The organism is Sorangium sp. So ce185 (genome assembly GCF_051526825.1).
In the GTDB taxonomy this organism is placed as follows: Bacteria; Myxococcota_A; Polyangia; order Polyangiales; family Polyangiaceae; genus Sorangium; species Sorangium cellulosum_D.
This window is the reverse complement of record NZ_CP150316.1, coordinates 1261620-1280429: the sequence shown is the minus strand read 5'-3', so window position 1 is coordinate 1280429 and position 18810 is coordinate 1261620. Positions and strand designations below refer to the sequence as shown.

Annotated in this window: 14 protein-coding genes; 10 read left to right on the top strand and 4 right to left on the bottom strand. The window is 70.5% G+C overall.

What is annotated here, in order from left to right:
* Nucleotides 1-166: 166 nt before the first annotated feature.
* The 4 genes from WMF26_RS04825 to WMF26_RS04810 all read left to right on the top strand — a co-directional run bounded on the left by WMF26_RS04825 (nt 167) and on the right by WMF26_RS04810 (nt 6055).
* Complete coding sequence (locus tag WMF26_RS04825) at nt 167-2983, top strand: PAS domain-containing protein (protein ID WP_437999326.1); 2817 nt, start codon at nt 167-169, stop codon at nt 2981-2983.
* A gap of 901 nt (nt 2984-3884) precedes the next feature.
* Nucleotides 3885-4268, top strand: a complete 384-nt coding sequence (locus tag WMF26_RS04820; protein WP_437999325.1) for a hypothetical protein — start codon at nt 3885-3887, stop codon at nt 4266-4268.
* Nucleotides 4269-4345: 77 nt separating this feature from the next.
* Nucleotides 4346-4936 carry a hypothetical protein gene (locus tag WMF26_RS04815; RefSeq protein WP_437999324.1) on the top strand — a complete coding sequence of 197 codons (591 nt, stop codon included), beginning with the start codon at nt 4346-4348 and terminating at the stop codon, nt 4934-4936.
* 3 nt (nt 4937-4939) lie between these two features.
* Nucleotides 4940-6055, top strand: coding sequence for a hypothetical protein (locus tag WMF26_RS04810; RefSeq protein WP_437999323.1), 1116 nt, complete (start codon nt 4940-4942; stop codon nt 6053-6055).
* A 49-nt stretch (nt 6056-6104) separates the two neighbouring features.
* Here the strand turns inward: WMF26_RS04810 and WMF26_RS04805 are convergent, their stop codons facing one another.
* Nucleotides 6105-7022, bottom strand: coding sequence for a LysR family transcriptional regulator (locus tag WMF26_RS04805; protein WP_437999322.1), 918 nt, complete (start codon nt 7020-7022; stop codon nt 6105-6107).
* An 89-nt stretch (nt 7023-7111) separates the two neighbouring features.
* Between WMF26_RS04805 and WMF26_RS04800 the strand changes: the two genes are divergently transcribed.
* The 3 genes from WMF26_RS04800 (at nt 7112) to WMF26_RS04790 (ending at nt 11255) form a co-directional block, all read left to right on the top strand.
* Nucleotides 7112-7702, top strand: a complete 591-nt coding sequence (locus WMF26_RS04800) for a malonic semialdehyde reductase (protein ID WP_437999321.1) — start codon at nt 7112-7114, stop codon at nt 7700-7702.
* Between the two features lie 344 nt (nt 7703-8046).
* Entirely contained in the window at nt 8047-8769 is a 723-nt protein-coding gene (locus WMF26_RS04795) for a peptidoglycan-binding protein (RefSeq protein WP_437999320.1), read from the top strand.
* On the top strand, nt 8766-11255 hold the full coding sequence (locus WMF26_RS04790) for a hypothetical protein (protein WP_437999319.1): 2490 nt from the start codon (nt 8766-8768) through the stop codon (nt 11253-11255). Before WMF26_RS04795 ends, WMF26_RS04790 begins: the two co-directional genes overlap by 4 nt.
* Before the next feature lie 63 nt (nt 11256-11318).
* On the opposite strand, the gene WMF26_RS04785 is transcribed toward WMF26_RS04790, so the two are convergent.
* Complete coding sequence (locus tag WMF26_RS04785; protein ID WP_437999318.1) at nt 11319-12839, bottom strand: dipeptidase; 1521 nt, start codon at nt 12837-12839, stop codon at nt 11319-11321.
* A 271-nt stretch (nt 12840-13110) separates the two neighbouring features.
* Here WMF26_RS04785 and WMF26_RS04780 point away from each other — a divergent pair, with 271 nt between their 5' ends.
* The 3 genes from WMF26_RS04780 to WMF26_RS04770 are packed head-to-tail and all read left to right on the top strand — an operon-like array spanning nt 13111 to nt 16153.
* Complete coding sequence (locus WMF26_RS04780; RefSeq protein WP_437999317.1) at nt 13111-13575, top strand: DUF3565 domain-containing protein; 465 nt, start codon at nt 13111-13113, stop codon at nt 13573-13575.
* A gap of 22 nt (nt 13576-13597) precedes the next feature.
* On the top strand, nt 13598-14044 hold the full coding sequence (locus WMF26_RS04775) for a hypothetical protein (RefSeq protein WP_437999316.1): 447 nt from the start codon (nt 13598-13600) through the stop codon (nt 14042-14044).
* 60 nt (nt 14045-14104) lie between these two features.
* Nucleotides 14105-16153, top strand: coding sequence for a DEAD/DEAH box helicase (locus WMF26_RS04770; protein ID WP_437999315.1), 2049 nt, complete (start codon nt 14105-14107; stop codon nt 16151-16153).
* Between the two features lie 234 nt (nt 16154-16387).
* Here the strand turns inward: WMF26_RS04770 and WMF26_RS04765 are convergent, their stop codons facing one another.
* The gene (locus WMF26_RS04765) at nt 16388-17224 is read right to left on the bottom strand and encodes an acyl-CoA desaturase (protein WP_437999314.1); all 837 of its coding nucleotides are present in this window, start codon (nt 17222-17224) and stop codon (nt 16388-16390) included.
* Nucleotides 17221-18732 carry a B12-binding domain-containing radical SAM protein gene (locus WMF26_RS04760; RefSeq protein WP_437999313.1) on the bottom strand — a complete coding sequence of 504 codons (1512 nt, stop codon included), beginning with the start codon at nt 18730-18732 and terminating at the stop codon, nt 17221-17223. Before WMF26_RS04760 ends, WMF26_RS04765 begins: the two co-directional genes overlap by 4 nt.
* Between the last annotated feature and the right edge of the window lie 78 nt (nt 18733-18810).

The window sequence follows — 18810 nt, the reverse complement described above, 5'->3', positions numbered from 1 at the left end:
GCCTGCGTCTCGGGCCCCGCGAGCGAGGTGATCCGCGAGGTGCCGAAGCCGCCGACCGAGCGAGAGCCGGCCCGCGCGCCCCGCGCATCGCGGCGGAAGGAGGTGCGTCGTGAAAACAGGCGGACACGCTGGCAGGTCACGTCGCCTTGGCCCTGCCGCCGCGTTGTTGACGAGCTACTTCCTCCTGGCTTTGTTGGGTCTCCAGTGGGCGACGGTCCGCGGCGCCGCCTCCCCGGTGTTTCCCGCCGCGGGGGTCGCGCTCGCCGGGCTCCTCCTCGGGGGCTCGCGGCTGTGGCCGGCGGTGTTCGTCGGGACGATGGCCGCGTTCCTCCTGGAAGCGCCGTCCCTCCCGCTGTGGGCCAAGGCCGCCCTTGCGTCCGGGAACACGCTGGCAGCCCTGGGCGGCGCATGGGCGCTGCGCCGCGCTCGCCTGCGGCCGGCGCTCACGCGCCTGACCGACGTGCTCGTCGTCAGCGCCGTCGCCCTGGGCAGCTCGGCCATCGCCGCCACTGCAGGGACGTTCGCGCTGGCCGGCGCGTTCGACCAGGGCTCCGGGCAGGCGCTCGCGACATGGTTCACCTGGTGGGTCGGCGACGTGACGGGGGTGATCGTGGTGACGCCCCTCGTGCTGAGCTGGGCGCGCGGCGAGCCGGTCGGCCGGGACCGGGGGCGGTGGCTGCACCTCGCGCTGTGCACGGCGGCTGCCTGGGCCCTGGCCTTGCTGAGCTTCGGGCCTGGATCCTCCCGCATGGTCCGCCCATGGCTGACCTTTCCCGCCCTGACCTGGGCCGCATTGACGTGGGGCGTTCGTGGCGCGACGACGGCGATGCTCCCGGTCGCGGTCGTCGCGATCCAGGCCACGACCGACGGGCACGGGCCGTTCGGCACGCCCGAGGGGTTCCAGTTCGCGCTGCTCCAGCAGTTCATCGGCGCTACCACCATGACCACGCTGGTGCTGGCCGTCGTCGCCGACGAGCGACGCAACAGCGAGGCGTTGCGCAGGAACGAGGAGCGGCTGCGGCGAGCCAGCCGCGCCGGCCGGATCGGCCTGTGGGAATTCAACATCGACAGCGGAGCCGCAGCCTGGACGCCCGAGGCGCGGGCGCTCTTCGAGGGGCGCCGTCCGGGGAGCGGCCGGGTGGACTACGCGCGCTGGCTCGAGACCATCCATCCCGAGGACCGCGCGGCCGTCGTCCGCACGGTCGACCAGGCGATAGAGCAGGCGCGATCCAGGCTGTCCGAAGCCCATTACAAGGATGAGTACCGCGTCCTGCACGCCGACGGCACCGTCCTGTGGGTGGCGTCGACCGGCGCCTTCGAGCGCGCGGGGAACGAGCTCGTGATGCTCGGGGTCGTCCGGGATATCACCGAGCGCAAGCACGCCGAGGAGGCGCTGCAGGAGAACGAGGCGCGGCTGCGGCTGGCGCTGCGCGCCGGGCAGACCGGCGTGTGGGAGTGGGATCTCGTCACCGGCCGCGTCGTCTGGTCCGACGAGGTGTGCGGCATCTTCGGCATCCCGCCTGGCACGTTCGAGGGGACGCTCGAGGCGTTCGAGCGGAGGATTCACCCCGACGACCGGACGCGGGTCCGGGCGGAGGCGCAAACGGCCATGAGGGGGCGGGCCGGCTATGCGATCGAGTTCCGCATCGTCCGCCCCGACGGGCAGATCCGCTGGGTCACGGACTTCGGCACCGTCGAGCACGACGAGGCCGGACAGCCTCGTTCCATGATCGGCATGGTCACCGACATCACGGAGAAGCGAGCGGCCGCGGACGCGATGCGCGAGAGCGAGGAGCGATTCCGCAACATCGCCGACAACTCCCCCGTGATCATCTGGGTGACCGGGCCCGACGGCTGCTGCACCTACGTCAACAAGGTCTGGTCCGACTTCACGGGGCAGGCTCAGGCCGCCGGCCTCGGGTTCGGTTGGCTCTCCACGCTTCATCCGGAGGACGCCGAGCGCGCGGCTAGCATCTTCCGCGCCGCCAATGGCAGGCGGGAGCCGTTCCGCCTCGACTACCGCCTCCGCCGCCGTGACGGGCAGTACCGGTGGTGCATCGACGCGGCGGCCCCGCGGTTCAGCCCGAGCGGCGAGTTTCTTGGTTATATCGGCTCGGTGATCGATATCACCGACCGCAAGCAGGCCGAGGAGGAGCGGACTCGCCTGCTCGAGGTGGAGCAGGCCGCGCGCAGCGAGGCGGAGCGGGCGAACCGGCTGAAGGACGAGTTCCTCTCGACGGTCAGCCACGAGCTGCGCACCCCGCTCACCTCCATCCTCGGCTGGTCGCACCTCCTGCGCCGTCGGTCGAGCTGCGAGGACGAGGACCTCTGCAAGGGGCTCGCGGTCATCGACCGCAACGCCCGCGCGCAGGCGCAGCTCATCGAGGACCTGCTCGACATGGGCCGCATCACGTCTGGCAAGCTCCGTCTGGACGTGCAGCCCCTCGACCTGCACGACGTGGTCAGCGCGGCCGTCTCGTCCGCCGCGCCCTCGGCGGAGGCGAAGCGGATCCAGCTCGAGCAGATCTCGAGCCCCGCCGTGGGCGTGACGCGCGGCGATCCGAGCCGGCTGCAACAGGTGGTGTGGAACCTCCTGAGCAATGCCATCAAGTTCACCCCGGAGGGCGGGAGCGTGCAGGTGAAGGTCTCCCGCGCCGGCGATCGCGTCGAAATCACCGTCTCGGACACCGGGGAAGGCATCAAGCCCGAGTTCCTCCCCCACGTCTTCGAGCGCTTCCGCCAGGCCGACGCCTCGACGACTCGGCGGCACGGCGGGCTGGGCCTGGGGCTCGCCATCGTGAAGCACCTGGTCGAGCTCCACGGCGGCGCCGTGCGGGCGACGAGCGCTGGCGTGGGAGAGGGCGCGACCTTCACCGTGGAGCTCCCGCTCGGCGTCGCCCACGCCCCGGCGGACGGCGCCACGGACGGGCGGGAGGTCGATGCCGGGCGAGCGTCGATGACCTCTGCGAGCTCTCCGACCTGAGCGGCATCTCGGTGCTCTTCGTGGACGATGCCCGAGCCCACGAGCAGACCGCGCCGCCTCAGCTCCTCACGCTGCGACCCGTGACTTGTCACGGTGCAACCCGTGACTTGTCACGGTGCAACCCGTGACAGGTAACGGCGAATCGGCCTGCATTTCCATCTCGTCCGTGCCTTTTCCGCACGGAGCGTGATGTCCGGACGACCCAGGCCATTGCTGAAGCTGGCACGGGACGTGCGACGACCTCCGGGCAGCGCTCAAGGACGATCGTCGTTCCCAACGACCACGAGGCCTCGGGCCTCCGCGCATCAGTCCTCCGGACGATGAGCGCCCCGGCAGAGCTGGCAGCCAGCGCGCAGGCGACACGGCTGCCACGAGCCCGCGCCGCGCCGATCGTTCGTCCACGTTCTTGCGGATCTTCGAAGCCGAGCTCGAACCGATACAAGGAGCTCGCCAGCTCCGGCCATGGGGGCCCGAGCGGCACGGTCCAGGCTGCAGAAGTAAGGATGGAAGTGACGGGATGAGTCAGCTGGTCAAGCATGATACCGGGACAGGGACGGGGCTGCATTCGAACCCACGGGACTCGAGCTCTCCGGGGCCTCGGGCGGAGCGCTCCAACGGCCGCTTGATAGGGCGGCTGCTCGCTGGCTGCGCGGTGATCGGGTCGCTGTTCTTCGCCTATGAGCTCGGCGCCCGGGCGACGCTTCCAGAGCGCGAGCGGCAGCACGAAGACGCTCCGAACGCCGCGCCGGGAGCGGAGGATCTCGCGCAGCAGGCCCGCGCGGATGAGCGCGGCGCCGGCGCTGCCTCGCCGCCCGTCCGGCCCGGAGAGCCGGGGCCGCCTTCGAGCGAGCCCGCCGCGCCGCCCAGGGAGCCATCGCCGCGCGAGCATCGAGATCGTGTCTTGCGTGAGCTGCGGGCTTCGGGCCCGGACCACCGCTTGTTCGCGCCTGCGTCGGCCGTCGTCGGCGCGTGGACGAGCAAGCTCGCGCAGCTGGGGGCCGCGGGGGCGTTCGAGCCGCTGGAGTGCTACGCGAAAGGCTGCTCCGTGACGGTCGTCCACGCGTCCGCGGCGAAAGCGGAGGAGGCCACCGAGGTCATCACCCGGACCCGCGAGTTCCACGGCTGGCAAGCTGGCAAGATGCGCAGCGGCTTGATCGAGCGCGACGGCGATCGGGTGGAGGTCACCTGGATCCTCGACGCGCCGCCGCCGGACAGCCCCGTGCTTCCGGAGGAGCTGCCTCGGGACAACCTCGACGAGCTCGTGGAGCGCGGCGCTGGCCGATGAGGGCTGCGCTGCCGCGGCGCGGCGTGGAGCCTTGATCGGCTCGACGTCGAAGTGAACGGAGAACAGAGGAGGACGGTATGGGATACAAGGTACGAATAGGGGCGCTGGCATTCTGCGCGATCGGCCTGGTCACGGTCGGGGCGCACGCGCAATACGTTTACACTCGAGGTCCGAACCACGTCAACATGAGCGGCACCCGCTGCCGCGCCGCGTTCGGTGACGAGCAAGACGACCTGACGCACTCGGTGCAGGAGACCTCGGTCAAAGGGAACGTTTCTGCGCCCATATTTGTCGTTTGCCCGATCACGAGGCGCGCGACCGCCTACTACGGGGATTCGCTCTCATCAAGCCTGGCGACCGAAGTGACCGCGACCGCGTTGAAGGCCGACGTCGAGGACGATAATACGGGAGAGTCGGTGCGCTGCACACCGTTCGCGCAATCGATCGGCGGCAGCATCGTTTGGGGCACCTCCCGCTACGCGTGCTCCACCGCCGGGGGCTGCACCAGCACGCCGGCGGGGTCCTACACGAGTCCTCCCGGTGGAATCAGCACCCTCACCTGGAGCAACCCTTTCACGTCGCAGACCTCGGTTCAGTGGGGTCTGGCCTGCACCATGCCAGCCAACTCCAGCATCCACTCCTACGAAGCAACGGTCTCTTCGAATTGACAGGTGAACGGCATGAAGAAGATCACAATCGTGGCGCTCGTCGCCGCAGCTCTCTCGTTGAGCCATTCGGCGCTCGCGACGCACAAAGCCTGGCTGATGAAGGACGGGGGGGCAGAGTGTACATTCGCGTACCCGCTCGCCACCGATCGGATGGATTCGAGCGGCGCGCTCTACAACTCCGGCACCTCGGAGCGCAGCGTCGTCTGCCCGCTCGCCGTGTCGGGCCGCTGGGGCTCGAACGGGACGCCGGCGTTCAACGCCAAGCGCTGGGCGGACGCGCTCTCGGCGATCGTCTACTTCGATCGCAGAGGAGCGGGGACGCGGACCGTGAGCTGCTATGCCGCGATGCGCGCCTCCGATAACGCGCTTTTCTACACCGCCTCGGTCTCGGACACCGGCGGCTCCGGCGTCGATCGGCTCGACCTGGCGGGGTCGACGAGCGGCGGTGGCCAGTGGGCGGGCGGTACGGGCAACGGCACCACGCTGGAGGCCCATGAGGATACCGTCGTGAAGAGCCTGGAGTTCGTGTGCTTGGTGCCCGGACAAACGGCGATCCTCGGTTACAAGGCCAAGCTCTGCCAGCTCACGGGTGACTGCACTCACGGAAGCGGCGATCCAGAGGACGACACCACCATATCGACCAGCGGCTGGAACTACGTTCAGACGAGCGGCATCGAATGTTCGGCGGCGGGCACGGAAGGTACGGTCGCGAGCGTCTATCGGAACGGGTCTGGGGCCACGAACCTCGGGAGCTCTCCCGTCGACATCTTCTGCCCGATCGCTCCACCCTCGGACGACAGTCGGGAGCACAATCGCAGCGTCACAGACACGACGGTCTACTACTCGGATCTCTACAACACAAGTAGCTCGAACTTGAACTCCTGCGTGGGCGGCGCGACTTGCCCGAGCTGCCGGCTCATGTGGTACGACAGGGATGGGGTCATGCAAGACACCGGCGCACTCTCGAAGATCGCCGGCGTTCGTAAGTTGCACCAGGCCGGCACGGAGCTCATCGGCAAAGAGCTACAGTTCGGGGTGATGTGCCGGACGCCGCCGGGGTTGACCATCGAAGGGATCACCTCTCTCGTGACCGTGAGCGATATCTCAGGCGGAATTTGATCGTCGTGGGTCCTGCTGTCGAAGAGGAAGCCGGTGACGAGCCCCGAGCCTACGGTTCGCTCGAAAGGAGAGGCCGTAGCTTCTCCGTCAAGAGTGGGACGATCTCCCGGACCTTGGGGAGCTGGGTTCGATGCGCCGGGAAGACGAGGTGCACCGGGATGGGGCCGCTCGACCACTCCGGGAGGACCTGGGCGATCTCTCCGCGGCCGAGGGATCCCCGGATGATGCTCTCGGGGACGAAGCCGATCCCTTCATGGGCCTTCATCAGCTCTTCGAGCGCCGCGAACGAGTTCGCGCTCGTGGTGATCCTCGCTTTTATTTTTGCCTTCAGGCCCGAGGCCGTCTGCAGGTTCCAGACGGCTTCGGAGCCGGCCTTGTCCGGGCCGAGGAAGCCCAGGCACGCGTGCGCGCGCAGGTCCGCTGGACCGGTGATCCGGGCGGACCGCCGCAGGTATTTCGGGCTCGCCGCCAGGATCATACGGCCGACGCCCAGCCTCTTCGCCTTGAGGCTCGAGTCCTTCAGGTGGCCTCCGCGGATCGCGACGTCGATCCGGTCGCGATGGAGGTGCGCGAGCTCGTTCGAGAACATGATCTCGACGCTCATCTGCGGAAATCTCCTCCGGTACTGGGCCACCGCCTCGGCGATCTGAAGCGGCGCGAACTCCGCCGGACAGGCGAGGCGCAACGTCCCGCTCGGCTGCGCCTGCGCCCCGGAGGTCTCATCGAACGCGTCGACGAGCTGACGGACCGCCGGCGCGCTCTTGTTGAAGTACTCCTCGCCCGCGTCGGTCAGCCGCAGGCTCCGCGTCGTCCGCGTGAGCAGGCTCACGCCGAGGGCCTTCTCCAGGGCGGCGACCCGGTCGCTCACCGTCGACGAGGGCATCTCCAGGCGCTTCGCGGCCTCCGTGAAGGAGCCCGCGGCGACGACCTCGACGAAGATCCTCGTGGCATTCAGGTCCCAGCTCATTATCCGTATCCCCGGACAGACTATCCGGATTATCCGGCGTAGTCAAACCGCCCGTCGCGACGAACAATGGGGCCGACGGGAGACGACACATGACAAAGATCTTGCCGCCCGAGGCCCTGAGACAGATCTTCACCGAGGCACGCTCGTATCACGACTGGACCGAGCAGGACGTGACCGACGACGACCTGAAGGCCATTTACGAGCTGTTCAAATGGGGACCGACGTCGGTGAACTCGATGCCGGCCCGCTTCCTCAACATCCGCTCGAAGGAGGCGAAGGAGAAGCTCTACCCCGCGCTGATGGAGTCGAACAGGCGCCAGGTCGAGCGCGCCCCCGCGACGATCGTCATCGCCTACGATGAGAGGTTTTACGAGCGGCTCGACGAGCTGTGGCCCGCGTTCGACGTCAAGCCGTACTTCACGTCGAACCTCCAGCTGAGCTACGAGACGGCTTTCCGGAACAGCTCGCTGCAAGGCGCTTACCTCATGCTGGCCGCGCGAGCGCTCGGGTTCGACGTCGGTCCGCTCTCGGGGTTCGACAACGCGCTCGTCGACGAGGCCTTCTTCAAGGACACCTCGCTGCGATCGAACTTCATCTGCATGGTCGGCCATGGCAGACCGGAAGGGCTCTACCCGCGCGGCCCCCGGCTCAGCTACGAGACGTCCGTGCGGACGATTTGAGATGGCCCCAGGCCGTTCGGATGGCCCGAGGCGCCGCCGCGCGGCGCAGGCCTCCAACATCGGCCACGAGTTCGCCGAGCTGCGCTCGCGCTTCATCCGCCACGCGGCCGCGGAGCATCGCGATCACCTGATGCTGGAGCAGGACTACCTGAAGAGCGGCGGCGACCCGGCCGGGCTCGCGCGGCACGAGCTGAACATCGGCAGCGAGGCCCTGCCTGGCTGGATCTTCCATCGAGCCGATCAGCCGCAGGGCGCCTGCCCCTACCTCCACCGGAAAGGCGCGCGTCGGCCCCTCCGTGACGGGGCGGAGGGCGTCGTGTATCGTGCTCGGCGGGAGGGTAACATTGGCCGCGAAGCACATCGTACAAAAGGGCGAGGGGCTCTCGAAGCTGGCGCAGCGCTATGGCTTCGCGCCGGAGACGATCTGGGATCACCCCCGGAACGCCGAGCTGAAGAGGCTCCGGCGAGACGGCAACATCCTCTTGCCCGGCGACGAGCTGTGGATCCCCGACAAGACGCCGAAGGATGTCGCCGTTCCAACGGGCGCACGGCACCGATTCCGGCTGAAGGGGGTGCCCGCGAAGTTTCGCCTCCAGGTCTTCAAGAACGAAGAGCCCAGGAGGGGGCTCTCGTACCGGCTCGTGGTGGACGGGAGCGAGCTCAAGGGCACCACCGACGGGGACGGCTTCCTGGAGGTCTATGTGTCGCCCGGGGCCGAGAGAGGCCAGCTCTTCCTGGAGGACGAGCGGCCGGTGACGATCCGCTTCGGCTCCCTTGTTCCCGCCGGGGAGCTGCTCGGGGTCCAGAATCGGCTGAGGAACCTGGGATTTTTCCGCGGGCCCTGCGACGGCGCGAGCAGCCGGCGCCTGCGCTCCGCCGTCGCCGCCTTTCAGGCGCGCTGCGGCCTGCCGCCCACCGGCGAGATCGACGACGCCACGCGCGCTCGCCTCCGCGCGATCCACGATGACAAAGAGGTGTTCCCCTCGAACCAGGCCGCCCCGGACGACGAGCAGGGCACGGGAGAGGCCGCGCCAAGCCCGTCGCCGGACGAGGAGCCCGGGCCATGAGGAAGGTGATCCGCCTCGTCTATCGTTCGAACAGCATCAATGCCGAGATGTTCAGCGTCACCGTCAAGGTCGAGTGCGAGCAGCGCGAGTCCTCACAGATCGCGGTCAGCTACATCCCGAACTCAGGCAAGGTGCTCACCGAGCGGACGGTGTTCGTCCTCGACGGCGACGAGAACGCTGAGGTGCGATTCGACGTAAACTTCGTGTTCTACGACGTCAAAACGAAGCTGCCCGCTTTCCCGGACGGCCTGCGCGGGTCCGCGCGCGGCCCGCTGCGGGAGATCCAGACCTGCTCGCTGACCGTGACGGTCGAGTACGGGATCGAGCTCAGATTCGATCTTACCCTGCTGAATTGCAGCGGCATCGCCCTCGCGCCGGCGCTTGTGCCAGAGGAGCCCTATCCGAGCGGAGAGCCCTTCGAAGACGAGGTGGACATGGCGCTCGACGCGCCCTCCGGGAGCAGCTCGACGGACAACCGCAACGGGATCAACGTCTCTGAGCGGTACCTCTGCCAGCCGGGCACTTACTCGGGCGACGCGTGGCACGTCGCCGCCGCGCTGCTCTACGATCCGGAGCTGCGGCTGGTCGTGCCGCGCCCTCCCATCCTGGCGTGGGCGCTCCGGGTCGATGCCATCGCCGTCGGCGCCGATGCCTGGGAGGTCCAGCTGCGCTCCTCGCTCGGCATGACCAAGACCGTGACCCAGGAGAGCCAGCTACCTCAGGTGTTCTATTTCGCCGGGAACCTCGAGCTCTGGATGACGGCGTGGCAGGTCGCGCTCGATAGGGGCCACGTGATCGAGTTCTTCCATGCCGCCAGCGTCGGGGCGCTCCAGCCCGGCCAGACCAAAACGTTCTCCCTCAACCTCCAGCCGGATCACACGATGACGCTCGCCAGCTACCTCAACTTCGAGGACGACGGGCTACCGCTCCCGCAGCCGAAGCCGGGTCCGTTGACCATTAAGCTCACGGTGGCCACGCAGCGCATCGAGCAGGACATCCAGGAGGTCCGCGGGCAGCTGGGCCCAGGCGAGTTCGCGTTCGACAACCTCGTCAGCATCTTGAGAAATTCGGCGCAGGCCCCCGTCTGGGACCTCATCAAGACGCTGAACGGCGGGCCCCTCTACGCGACACGGTCGGAGTCGGAGCAGCAGCACGGCGAGCCAGAGGTATTATCCAAGGAGGGCTGCGAGGCGCTCGCGGACGACGCGCTCCTCTTCGTGAACCACATCCCCTGGAGGCTCTTGAGCCAGAACCTCGCACGATCCATTCAAAGGAGGCTCTTTTCGGCCGTGCGCGACGCCTTGCACAAATACTTCCGAGGGCCAGAGATCCTGGCCGCCCGGATCAAGTCGCTCACCGACGCTTTTGACGCGTTCGCGCAGACGGCGAACGAGATCGTCGCCCAGCTCCAAAAGGTGCTCAACAAAAAGAACAAGGCTGTCCAGAAGACGAAGCACATCGCGAAGTCCAATCAGTTCCTCGACTTCTACGTGGACTGCGAGCTCCCCGACATCGACGACAGGATCTTCGTGAAGTTCTTCGACTACAACCCCCGGAAGGGCCCACAGCTCTTCTCGATGGGCCGGGAGATCGTCAAGGAGATCGCCGACGGTGCGCCGATCTGCGGGATGACGTTCTCGGCCACCTCGGTGCTGATGCGCGCGGTCGAGATGTATGGGATCGACAAGGTCCGCGCCGACCTGCGCGATCACTTCACCCGCGGGCTCTCGTACAGGAAGCGACAGGAGATCGCGCGCAAGGTCGATGCGCTGCGAGGAGGCGGCAAGTGCCTGCTCCTGAACATGCGGCTCGGCGGCTACCACCCGGAGCACGACGTCACCGAAGGGATCTATCGACAGCTCCAGCGGCTCGCGAGGCGGCACGGCTGGACCCTGGTCTGCGCCGGGAAGCCTCCGGCGCAGTGGAATGAGCTCCTGGGGGTCACCGTGAATACGCTGGACGTGTACTCGGACGCGGATCTCGGCTCGGGCATGCCCACGGAGGTGGACATGCGGCAGACCGCCTATCTCTGGAGCCTCATCGCCGATTGCGACGAGGTGGTCGGCATTGTCGGAGGGATGAGCGGCTCGCTGGACATCGCCGCCTACATGGGCGTAAAGACCTTCTGCTGGGACATCTCGCTGAAGGATCGCCGGAAGATCAAGCTCAAGCAAAGCGCCGAGTACCCGGACTCCGTTCGACTGCTCCTCTCGTACCCTTTCATGTCCATCGGAACGAGGCGCATCGACGGGCTGATCAAGGACTCGTATCTGGTGTCCGACAAGACAGAGTCCGCGCTCCTGGACGAAGCCGCCCTCGAGCTCTGGCTCCTCGATTACGACGTGATCCCCAGGGTCACTCGAGCTTGCTTCAATCCGACGCACGTGCCGAGCGTGAAAGTAAAGCAGAAACTTGCGTTCGCGGCAGTGCTGCTCGCCGATTTGCAGGCGATCCCCGAGAACATCCTGAATGCCGAGGGCGTGTAACGGGCGCCCCGCAGCCAGGTGGGCTCGGAGAGCGGGCGCAGACCGGGGGCCCGCCGCGAGACGCTACCGCGACGGCGCGAGATCCGGCGGCGGGGGCGGCGGCGCCGCGCCCTTCGCGGGCCGCGGGGCCGGCGCGGGCGGCGGAGCCAGCCACCACTGCGGCTCCCGCGACGACGGGGGCGGCGGCGGCGCGTCCAGCAGCTGCAGCTCGCGCAGCTCGGCCGCGGTGAGCTGCCGCGTGCTGCCGTGCCCGGACAGCGTGGTCGCCGTGGCGGCCGCGTAGGCCTCGGCTTGCTCGAGCGCCCGCACGAAGTTCCCGCCCAGCAGGCTGAGGATGTCCCCCTCCGAGTAGCCGCGGCGGAGGAGCTCCAGCGTGACGCCCGTGAGCCCGTCGGCGCCGGCGCTCCCCGCCTGGAGCGCCTCGCCCTCGCCGAAGACCGAGCCGACGGCGACGTGATCGATCCCCGCGATCTTCACCAGGTAATCGATATGGTCCGCGATCCACGAGGGCGGCGGCGGCGTCATCGGCGCTTCCTGGGCCTTGAGCTTCTCGAGCTCCTCGCGGAGCGCCTGCGCGTCGCCCTGGAGCCGCTCGCCGAGCTCCTTGAGGTGCGCCCCGTGCTTCTGCACGAAGCGCTCGGACTGCTCCGCGTAGGTCGCGTCGAGGAAGAGCGCCCAGGCGTTCACCAGGACGACGCCGCCGTTCTCCGCGACGGCGCGCAGCATGTAGTCGTCGAGGTTGCGCCGGAGATGGCCGGCGGCGGGCATCGTGGACGAGGTGATGACCGGCGCCTTGGCCACCTTCATGACGTCCTGGAACGTGTCGTCCGACGCGTGCGAGAGGTCGACAAGCATACCGATCCGTTGCATCTCGCGGACCACGGTCTCGCCGAAGGAGGAGAGGCCGCGGTGGCGGGCGAGCCCGGGCTCGAGGGGCCCTCCCGCGGAGTCCGCCCAGCTGTTCGTGGTGGTGTGCGTGAGCGCCATGCTGCGGACGCCGAGCCGGTAGAGCGAGCGCAGCGCCGGCAGGGAGTTCTCGATCGCGTGCCCGCCGTCGACGCTGAGGAACGCGGCGATCTTGCCCTCGCGCTTGGCGCGGCGCACGTCCCGCGCGCTCCGCGCGAGCATAAGCGCGTCGCGGTGGCGCTCGATCTGCCGGTGGGTCGCGTCGATGAGATCGAGCGCGCGGCGCGCGGCGCCGGCGCCGAACGCGGCCTGCGCCGAGGACACGCCGACATGGATCGAGAAGAACGCGCCGGCGACGCCTGACGCCTTCATCCTGGCGAGCTCCTCGGCCGTCGCCTCGTGGTCCGGGCTCGCCCGGCGGGGCGCGCCGCCGAGGAGCGGCGAGGGCACGCTGCTGTGGCCGTCCACGAGGGTCGCCTTGACGAGCAACCGCGCGACCCGCTGCTCCGGCGTCTCGGGCCCCACCGGGCTCTCCGCGATCTCGGGCGCGGGCTCGGTCCACGGCGCGATCTCGCGCTCGGCCGTCGCGAAGGGATCGGGCGACTCCGCGGTCGCCTGGGGAGGAACGCAGGCCGCGAGCGACGCGGCGAGGAGCGCGAAAGAAATGCGTGTGCGCATGAGCCGAGCGTATCACGCGGTCTCAGCGGTGGGACGGCCCGCGCGACGGCCGGATCGTGCCCCCGGCCGTCGATACCGCGGCGCCCAGCGGCGTCGTGGTGCGGCGTACGAGTGGGCCACTATGCCCCTTCGACCCACGAAGAAGCACCTGGCGGCGGAGGATTGCGTCCCTGCCAGCTAGCGCCGCGAGCCTCGCTTGACGTCCTCGAATCGCTCTGCTCTTCCTTCTCCCGCGCTGGCATGCAGCCAGCCTTCGGGGGGAGAAGCCGGGATGCTCCGACCGATCACGGGCTACCACAAGGACGACGCGGGCGACTGGGTGGCCGAGCTGAGCTGCGGTCACGGTCAGCACGTCCGGCACAAGCCCCCTTTCCTCCTGCGCCCGTGGGTGCTCACCGCCGAGGGCCGCGCCTCGATGCTCGGCACCGAGCTCGATTGCGCGCGCTGCGATCGGCTCGACATGCCGGGCGGGCTCTGCGCGTACAAGCGGACCGCGGAGTTCGACGAGGGCACGATCCCCGGCGGGCTCCGGAAGAACCATGCGACGAAGCCCGGCGTGTGGGGGGTGATCCACGTGGTCTCGGGGCAGCTCCGCTACCGCATCGAGGGGCCCGCGGGGCGAGAGCTCCTCTTGACCCCGGAGACCCCCGGGATCGTCGCGCCGGAGGTGCTGCACCACGTCGAGCCGGACGGTCCTGTCAGGTTCTTCGTGGAGTTTCACAGGAAGGGCGCGTGACCAGGATCGTTCAGGAGACCCCATGTCGCTCAGGCAGCGCGATTACCTCCTCCGCATGATCGAGCAGCTCGCCGAGGCCATCGGCCGGATCGCCGGGCTCCGGCGCGCCGGCCAGCTCGACGAGGCGGAGCTGCTCGTCCGCACCACCGCGGACGGCCTCTTCGGCCCGATGCAGGACATGCTCGACCGGGTCGACGCCGCGGGCGCAGCCACGCTGCTCGGCGACCCCGAGAAGATCGGCGCGTACGCGGCGCTCTGCGCGGAGCAGGCCGAGATCCTCGAGCTCCGGGGCCGGGCCGCGCAGGCGCTCGCGGAGCAGAGGCGCGCGCTCGAGCTCCACCTCGAGGCGATGAGCCGCGCGCCCCAGGGCAGCCCCCGCGCCGAGGAGGCCGCGCGCGCGCTCCTCGGCCGGGTGGACGCCGCGCGCCTGTCCGAGCGGTACCGCGCCCTCGCCGCGAGGCTCGGCTGACCGGGACGCGGGCGCGCGCGCCGCGCCCCTGCCGGCTTGCCATGACGCCGGCGCGAGGCCATGAGACGCGGAGCCGCCGTGGAACCGACCACCTCGTCCGCCAGCTTCGCCGCGCTCGGCATCGGGCCTGCCCTCCTCGGCGAGCTCGCCGAGCTCGGCTACGAAGAGCCCACCCCGATCCAGCGCGAGGCGATCCCGCACCTCCTCGGCGGGCGCGACCTGCTCGGGCAGGCCGCCACCGGCACCGGGAAGACGGCCGCGTTCGCGCTGCCGCTGCTCCAGCGGCTGGAGATCGGCAGCGCGCCGCCCGGCCGCCCCGTGGCCCTCGTGCTCGTGCCGACGCGCGAGCTCGCCATGCAGGTGGCCGAGGCGATGCACCGCTACGGCCGCCGGCTGGGCGTGCAGGTGCTGTCGGTCTACGGCGGCCAGCCGTTCGGGCAGCAGCTGCGCGCGCTGCGGCGCGGGGTCCATGTCGTCGTGGCGACGCCGGGCCGGGCGCTCGACCACATCGGCCGCGGCACGCTCGCCCTCGACGGCATCCGCACCGTCGTGCTCGACGAGGCGGACGAGATGCTCGACATGGGGTTCGCCGAGGCGCTGGAGGAGATCCTCGCGGCCACGCCGGGCGAGCGGCAGACGGTGCTCTTCTCGGCGACGCTGCCCGCGCGGATCGCCGCGATCGCCGGCCGGCACCTGCGCGAGCCGGTGCGGGTCAAGATCGCGGTCGAGAAGGCGGCGCCGGGGGAGCTCCCGCGCGTGCGCCAGACGGCGTACATCGTGCCGCGGGCGCACAAGCCCGCGGCCCTGACGCGGGTGCTCGACATGGAGGACCCGTCGTCGGCGATCCTCTTCTGCCGTACGCGCAACGAGGTGGACGAGCTGACCGAGGCGCTGCGCGCCCGCGGCTACGAGGCCCAGGCGCTCCACGGCGGCTTCTCGCAGGAGCACCGGGATCGCGTGATGGCGCGCTTCCGCGCCGGCGCGGCCGACCTGCTCGTCGCGACCGACGTGGCGGCGCGGGGGCTCGACATCGAGCACGTGTCGCACGTCATCAACTACGACGTCCCCTGCGCCGCCGAGGTGTACGTCCACCGCATCGGCCGCACGGGGCGCGCCGGCCGGGAGGGGGCGGCGATCACGCTGATCGAGCCGCGCGAGCACTACCTGCTCCGCAACGTCGAGCGGCTCACGGGCCAGCGCATCGAGGCCGCCACCCTGCCGACGGTGGCCGATCTGCGCGCCCGTCGCCTCGAGCTGACGCGGGCGTCGCTCCGGGAGGCGCTGCTCCAGGGCGGCGCCGAGCGGTTCCGGGTCGTTGTCGAGGGGCTCGCCGACGAGTTCGACGTCATGGACATCGCCGCGGCGGCGGTGCAGCTCGCGCACCGCGCGACGGAGGGGGATCGGGAGGAGGAGGCGGCGGAGATCCCGTCGTTCCGGCCGCCGCCGCCCGCGCCGGAGCGCCCGCGGCGCGGCCCGCCGGGGGCGCGCGGCCGGCCGGGGGAGGCGCCGGGGCGGCCGGGGGAGGCGCCGGGGTGGCCGCGGCGCGGGGGGCGCGAGGAGCGGGAGGCCGACGGCACCGTCGCGCGGCTCTACATCGGCGCGGGGCGCGTCGCGGGCATCCGGCCGGCCGATCTGGTCGGCGCGATCGCGAACGAGGCGTCGCTGAGCTCTCGCGACATCGGGGCCATCCAGATCGCGGACGGCTTCTCGGTGGTCGAGGTGCCGGCCGGCGCGGCAGACAGCGTCATCGAGGCGCTGCGCGCCACCCGGCTGAAGGGGCGCAAGGTGCAGGTCCGCCGCGACCACCACGACGCTCCCGGCGACGCCCGGAGCGACGAGCGCGACGAGGCCGGCGCGCGCGGCGGCGCGGCCGACGAGGACAGGCCCCGGAGCAGCGCGGCCGGCGCCCGGGCGCGGGCGCGGAGCGGCGCGGCCGACGAGGGCGGGCCGCGGGGCAGCGCGGCCGACGAGGACAGGCCGCGGGGCAGCGCGGCTGGCGCCCGGGCGCGGGCCAACGCGCCCGACGAGGCAAAGCCGCCGGGCCGCGCGGCCGCGGCCCGGGACCGCGCGGGGGGCATGGCGCCCCCGCGGCGTCGCCCCCGGGACTGAGCCCAGCGGCGGTCCGCTCCGCTCCGCGGCCACCCGCGCGCGATGGCGGGCAGTGCTCAAAATTGAACATGAAGGCGGGGAGGCGGGAAGAAAAGATCAATGATCTTCCTGCCTTCCCGCCTTCATGGGAGCTCTCTCCGCGCAAATTTGAGCACCACCCGATGGCGGGTCCGCCGCGCTGTCGCTCCCGCGCGCCGAGCCGCGGGATCGGCGGCCGGCGCTCGGCGCTCGGGCCTATCCGCCCCCCGCCGCCCGGGCCCGCGCGCCCTCGCGCCCCTCCGGCCCGGGCTGGATGTCCGACGCGAGCCCCAGCGCCGCGAGCGCGCGGATGAACAGGAACGCGAGGTCGTGCTGCCCCGGCGCCATCCCGTAGCGCGCGGCGCGCGGGAAGGCGTGGTGGTTGTTGTGCCAGCCCTCGCCGAAGGTCAGGACCGCCACCCAGCCCACGTTGCGGCTCCCGTCGCGGGTCTCGAACGCGCGGCGGCCGAAGCGGGGCGCGTGGCAGACCGAGTTCACCAGGTAGGTCGCGTGCATCCAGCACACGAGCGGCAGGAAGAACACGAACGGCACCGCGCCCCAGCCCAGCGCGAGCCCCGCGAGCAGCACCGCCGCCGCCTGCGGCGCGAACCGCCACCGGAGGAGCCACCGGTAGTAGGGATCGCCGGCCAGATCGCGGCAGTACCGCTCCGGATCGCGGGGATCGGTCGAGCCGTCGTCGACGATCCACCCGAGGTGCGCGTACCAGAGGCCTCGCCGCGGCGAGTGGACGTCGCCCTCGCGATCGGTGTGCGCGTGGTGCCGCCGGTGCGTCGCCACCCACGCGATCGGGCTGCCCTGGCCGCTGATCATCGCCGCCGACACGAGCGCGTACTCGACCCACCGCGGGCAGCGGAACGCGCGGTGCGAGAGCAGCCGGTGCAGGCCGACGATGGTGGACAGGTGGAGCGCGGTGTACAGCCCGGCCGCGAGGGCGACGTAGCTCGCCCGGATCGGCAGGAGCAGCCCGACGACGGCCAGCGCGTGGACCAGGGCGAAGTAGGCGATCGCCGCGCCGCTCGCGCGGCCCCTCACGACGGCTCCCCTCCCCGCGCGACCGCCGCCGGGCCGCTCCCCCGCCGCGGCCGGATCCGGGCGAGCCCCCGCGGATCCGCCCGGCAGGACGCGGCGTCGATGCGCTGCGGCTCGAGCCCGAGCTCCCGCATCCTCGCCGCGTCCCACGCCTCGATCGGATCGCGCCCGGCGATGTAGCTGCGCGCGGGGTTGGCGAGCGGCGCGCGCAGGCTCATCACCTCGGGCGCCGACATCAGAACGCACGTCTTGTAGCGGGGCAGATCGCTCGTCATCAGCCGGCTCCACAGGTGGCGGCCCACGCTGGTCAGGCCCCCCAGGGTGCGGCTCAGGCGCTGGAAGTGCTCGATCGCCTCGGAGGGGTGCAGCCGGTCCGGCCGGTGACACAGGGTGTACCCGTCGAGGTCCCGGCTGGTCACCCCGGGCAGGAGCCGCCCCTCGGCCGCCACCTGCGCGAAGAACGGCGTCTCCGGGTACGGGCAGACGATCCCCAGGAACGTCGGGCACTGATCCCCGAGGTCGTGCAGGTACGCGGGCAGCCGCTCCAGGTACTCGTTGGTGTCCCCGTCCGCGCCCACGAGGAGCCCGAACGAGAGCACGATCCCGCTCGCCGAGGCCCGCTTCAGGACCTCGCGGACCTCGCTCAGCTTGTTCTGCCCCTTGTTCATCGCGCTGATCGACTCGGGGTTCAGCGACTCCAGCCCGGTGTAGACGTAGCGGCACCCCGCGCGCCCCATGAGGCGCACCAGCTCCGGGTCGCGCAGCACGTTGAAGGTGAGCGCGCAGCCCCAGATCTTCTTGAGCGGCATCAGCGCCTCGCAGAGCTCCCGCAGGTAGCGGGGAGAGCCGCCCAGGTTGTTGTCGAGGAAGCTGAACGTGTCGCCGGTCACCCCCGGAATGCGCCGGTTCAAGATCATCCGGTCGCGGATGTCCCGGATCACGTGGTCGATCGGGCGATAGCGGTACTGCTCGTGCCCCGTGAGCACGCAGAAGTTGCAGGAGAAGGGGCAGCCGCGCGACGCCTCGATGCCCGGCAGGCGAACGAGGTTGTTCCGGTAATCGATCAGATCGTAGCGGTAGGTGGGGATCTGCTCCGGGGGCACCGGCGGGAGCGCGTAGACGGGCTGGAGCTCGCGCCGCTGGAAGTCGACGACGAGGGCCGGGACGTTCGACTCCGGGTCGCCCGCGATCACCGCGTCGAAGTGCTGGAGCGCGTCCGCGCGGAAATGGCTCGCGTGCCGGCCGCCGGCCACCGTGGTGACGCCGCGCCGCCGGAGCAGCGCGGAGAGCACCTTGGTGTGCTCGTAATAGGCGTGCAGGTACGAGAAGAACACGAGGTCCCAGGGGCGATCGAGGGGGATGTCCGTCTCCTTCTCGTTGTAGAGCTCGATCTCCGCGTCCGGCGGGCACAGGGCGGCGATGAGCTCGGGCACGGAGGACTGCATGATCGAGCGCTCCTTGCGGTGCAGGCGGCTCGGGTGCGTGTACGTCGAGAGGATCGCGATGCGCATCGAGGGGGGCTCCTGGTTCAGCTCAGGCCGACGGCGACGAGGAGGGTGAGCAGAAGCCACCAAGAATAGGCCATGCTT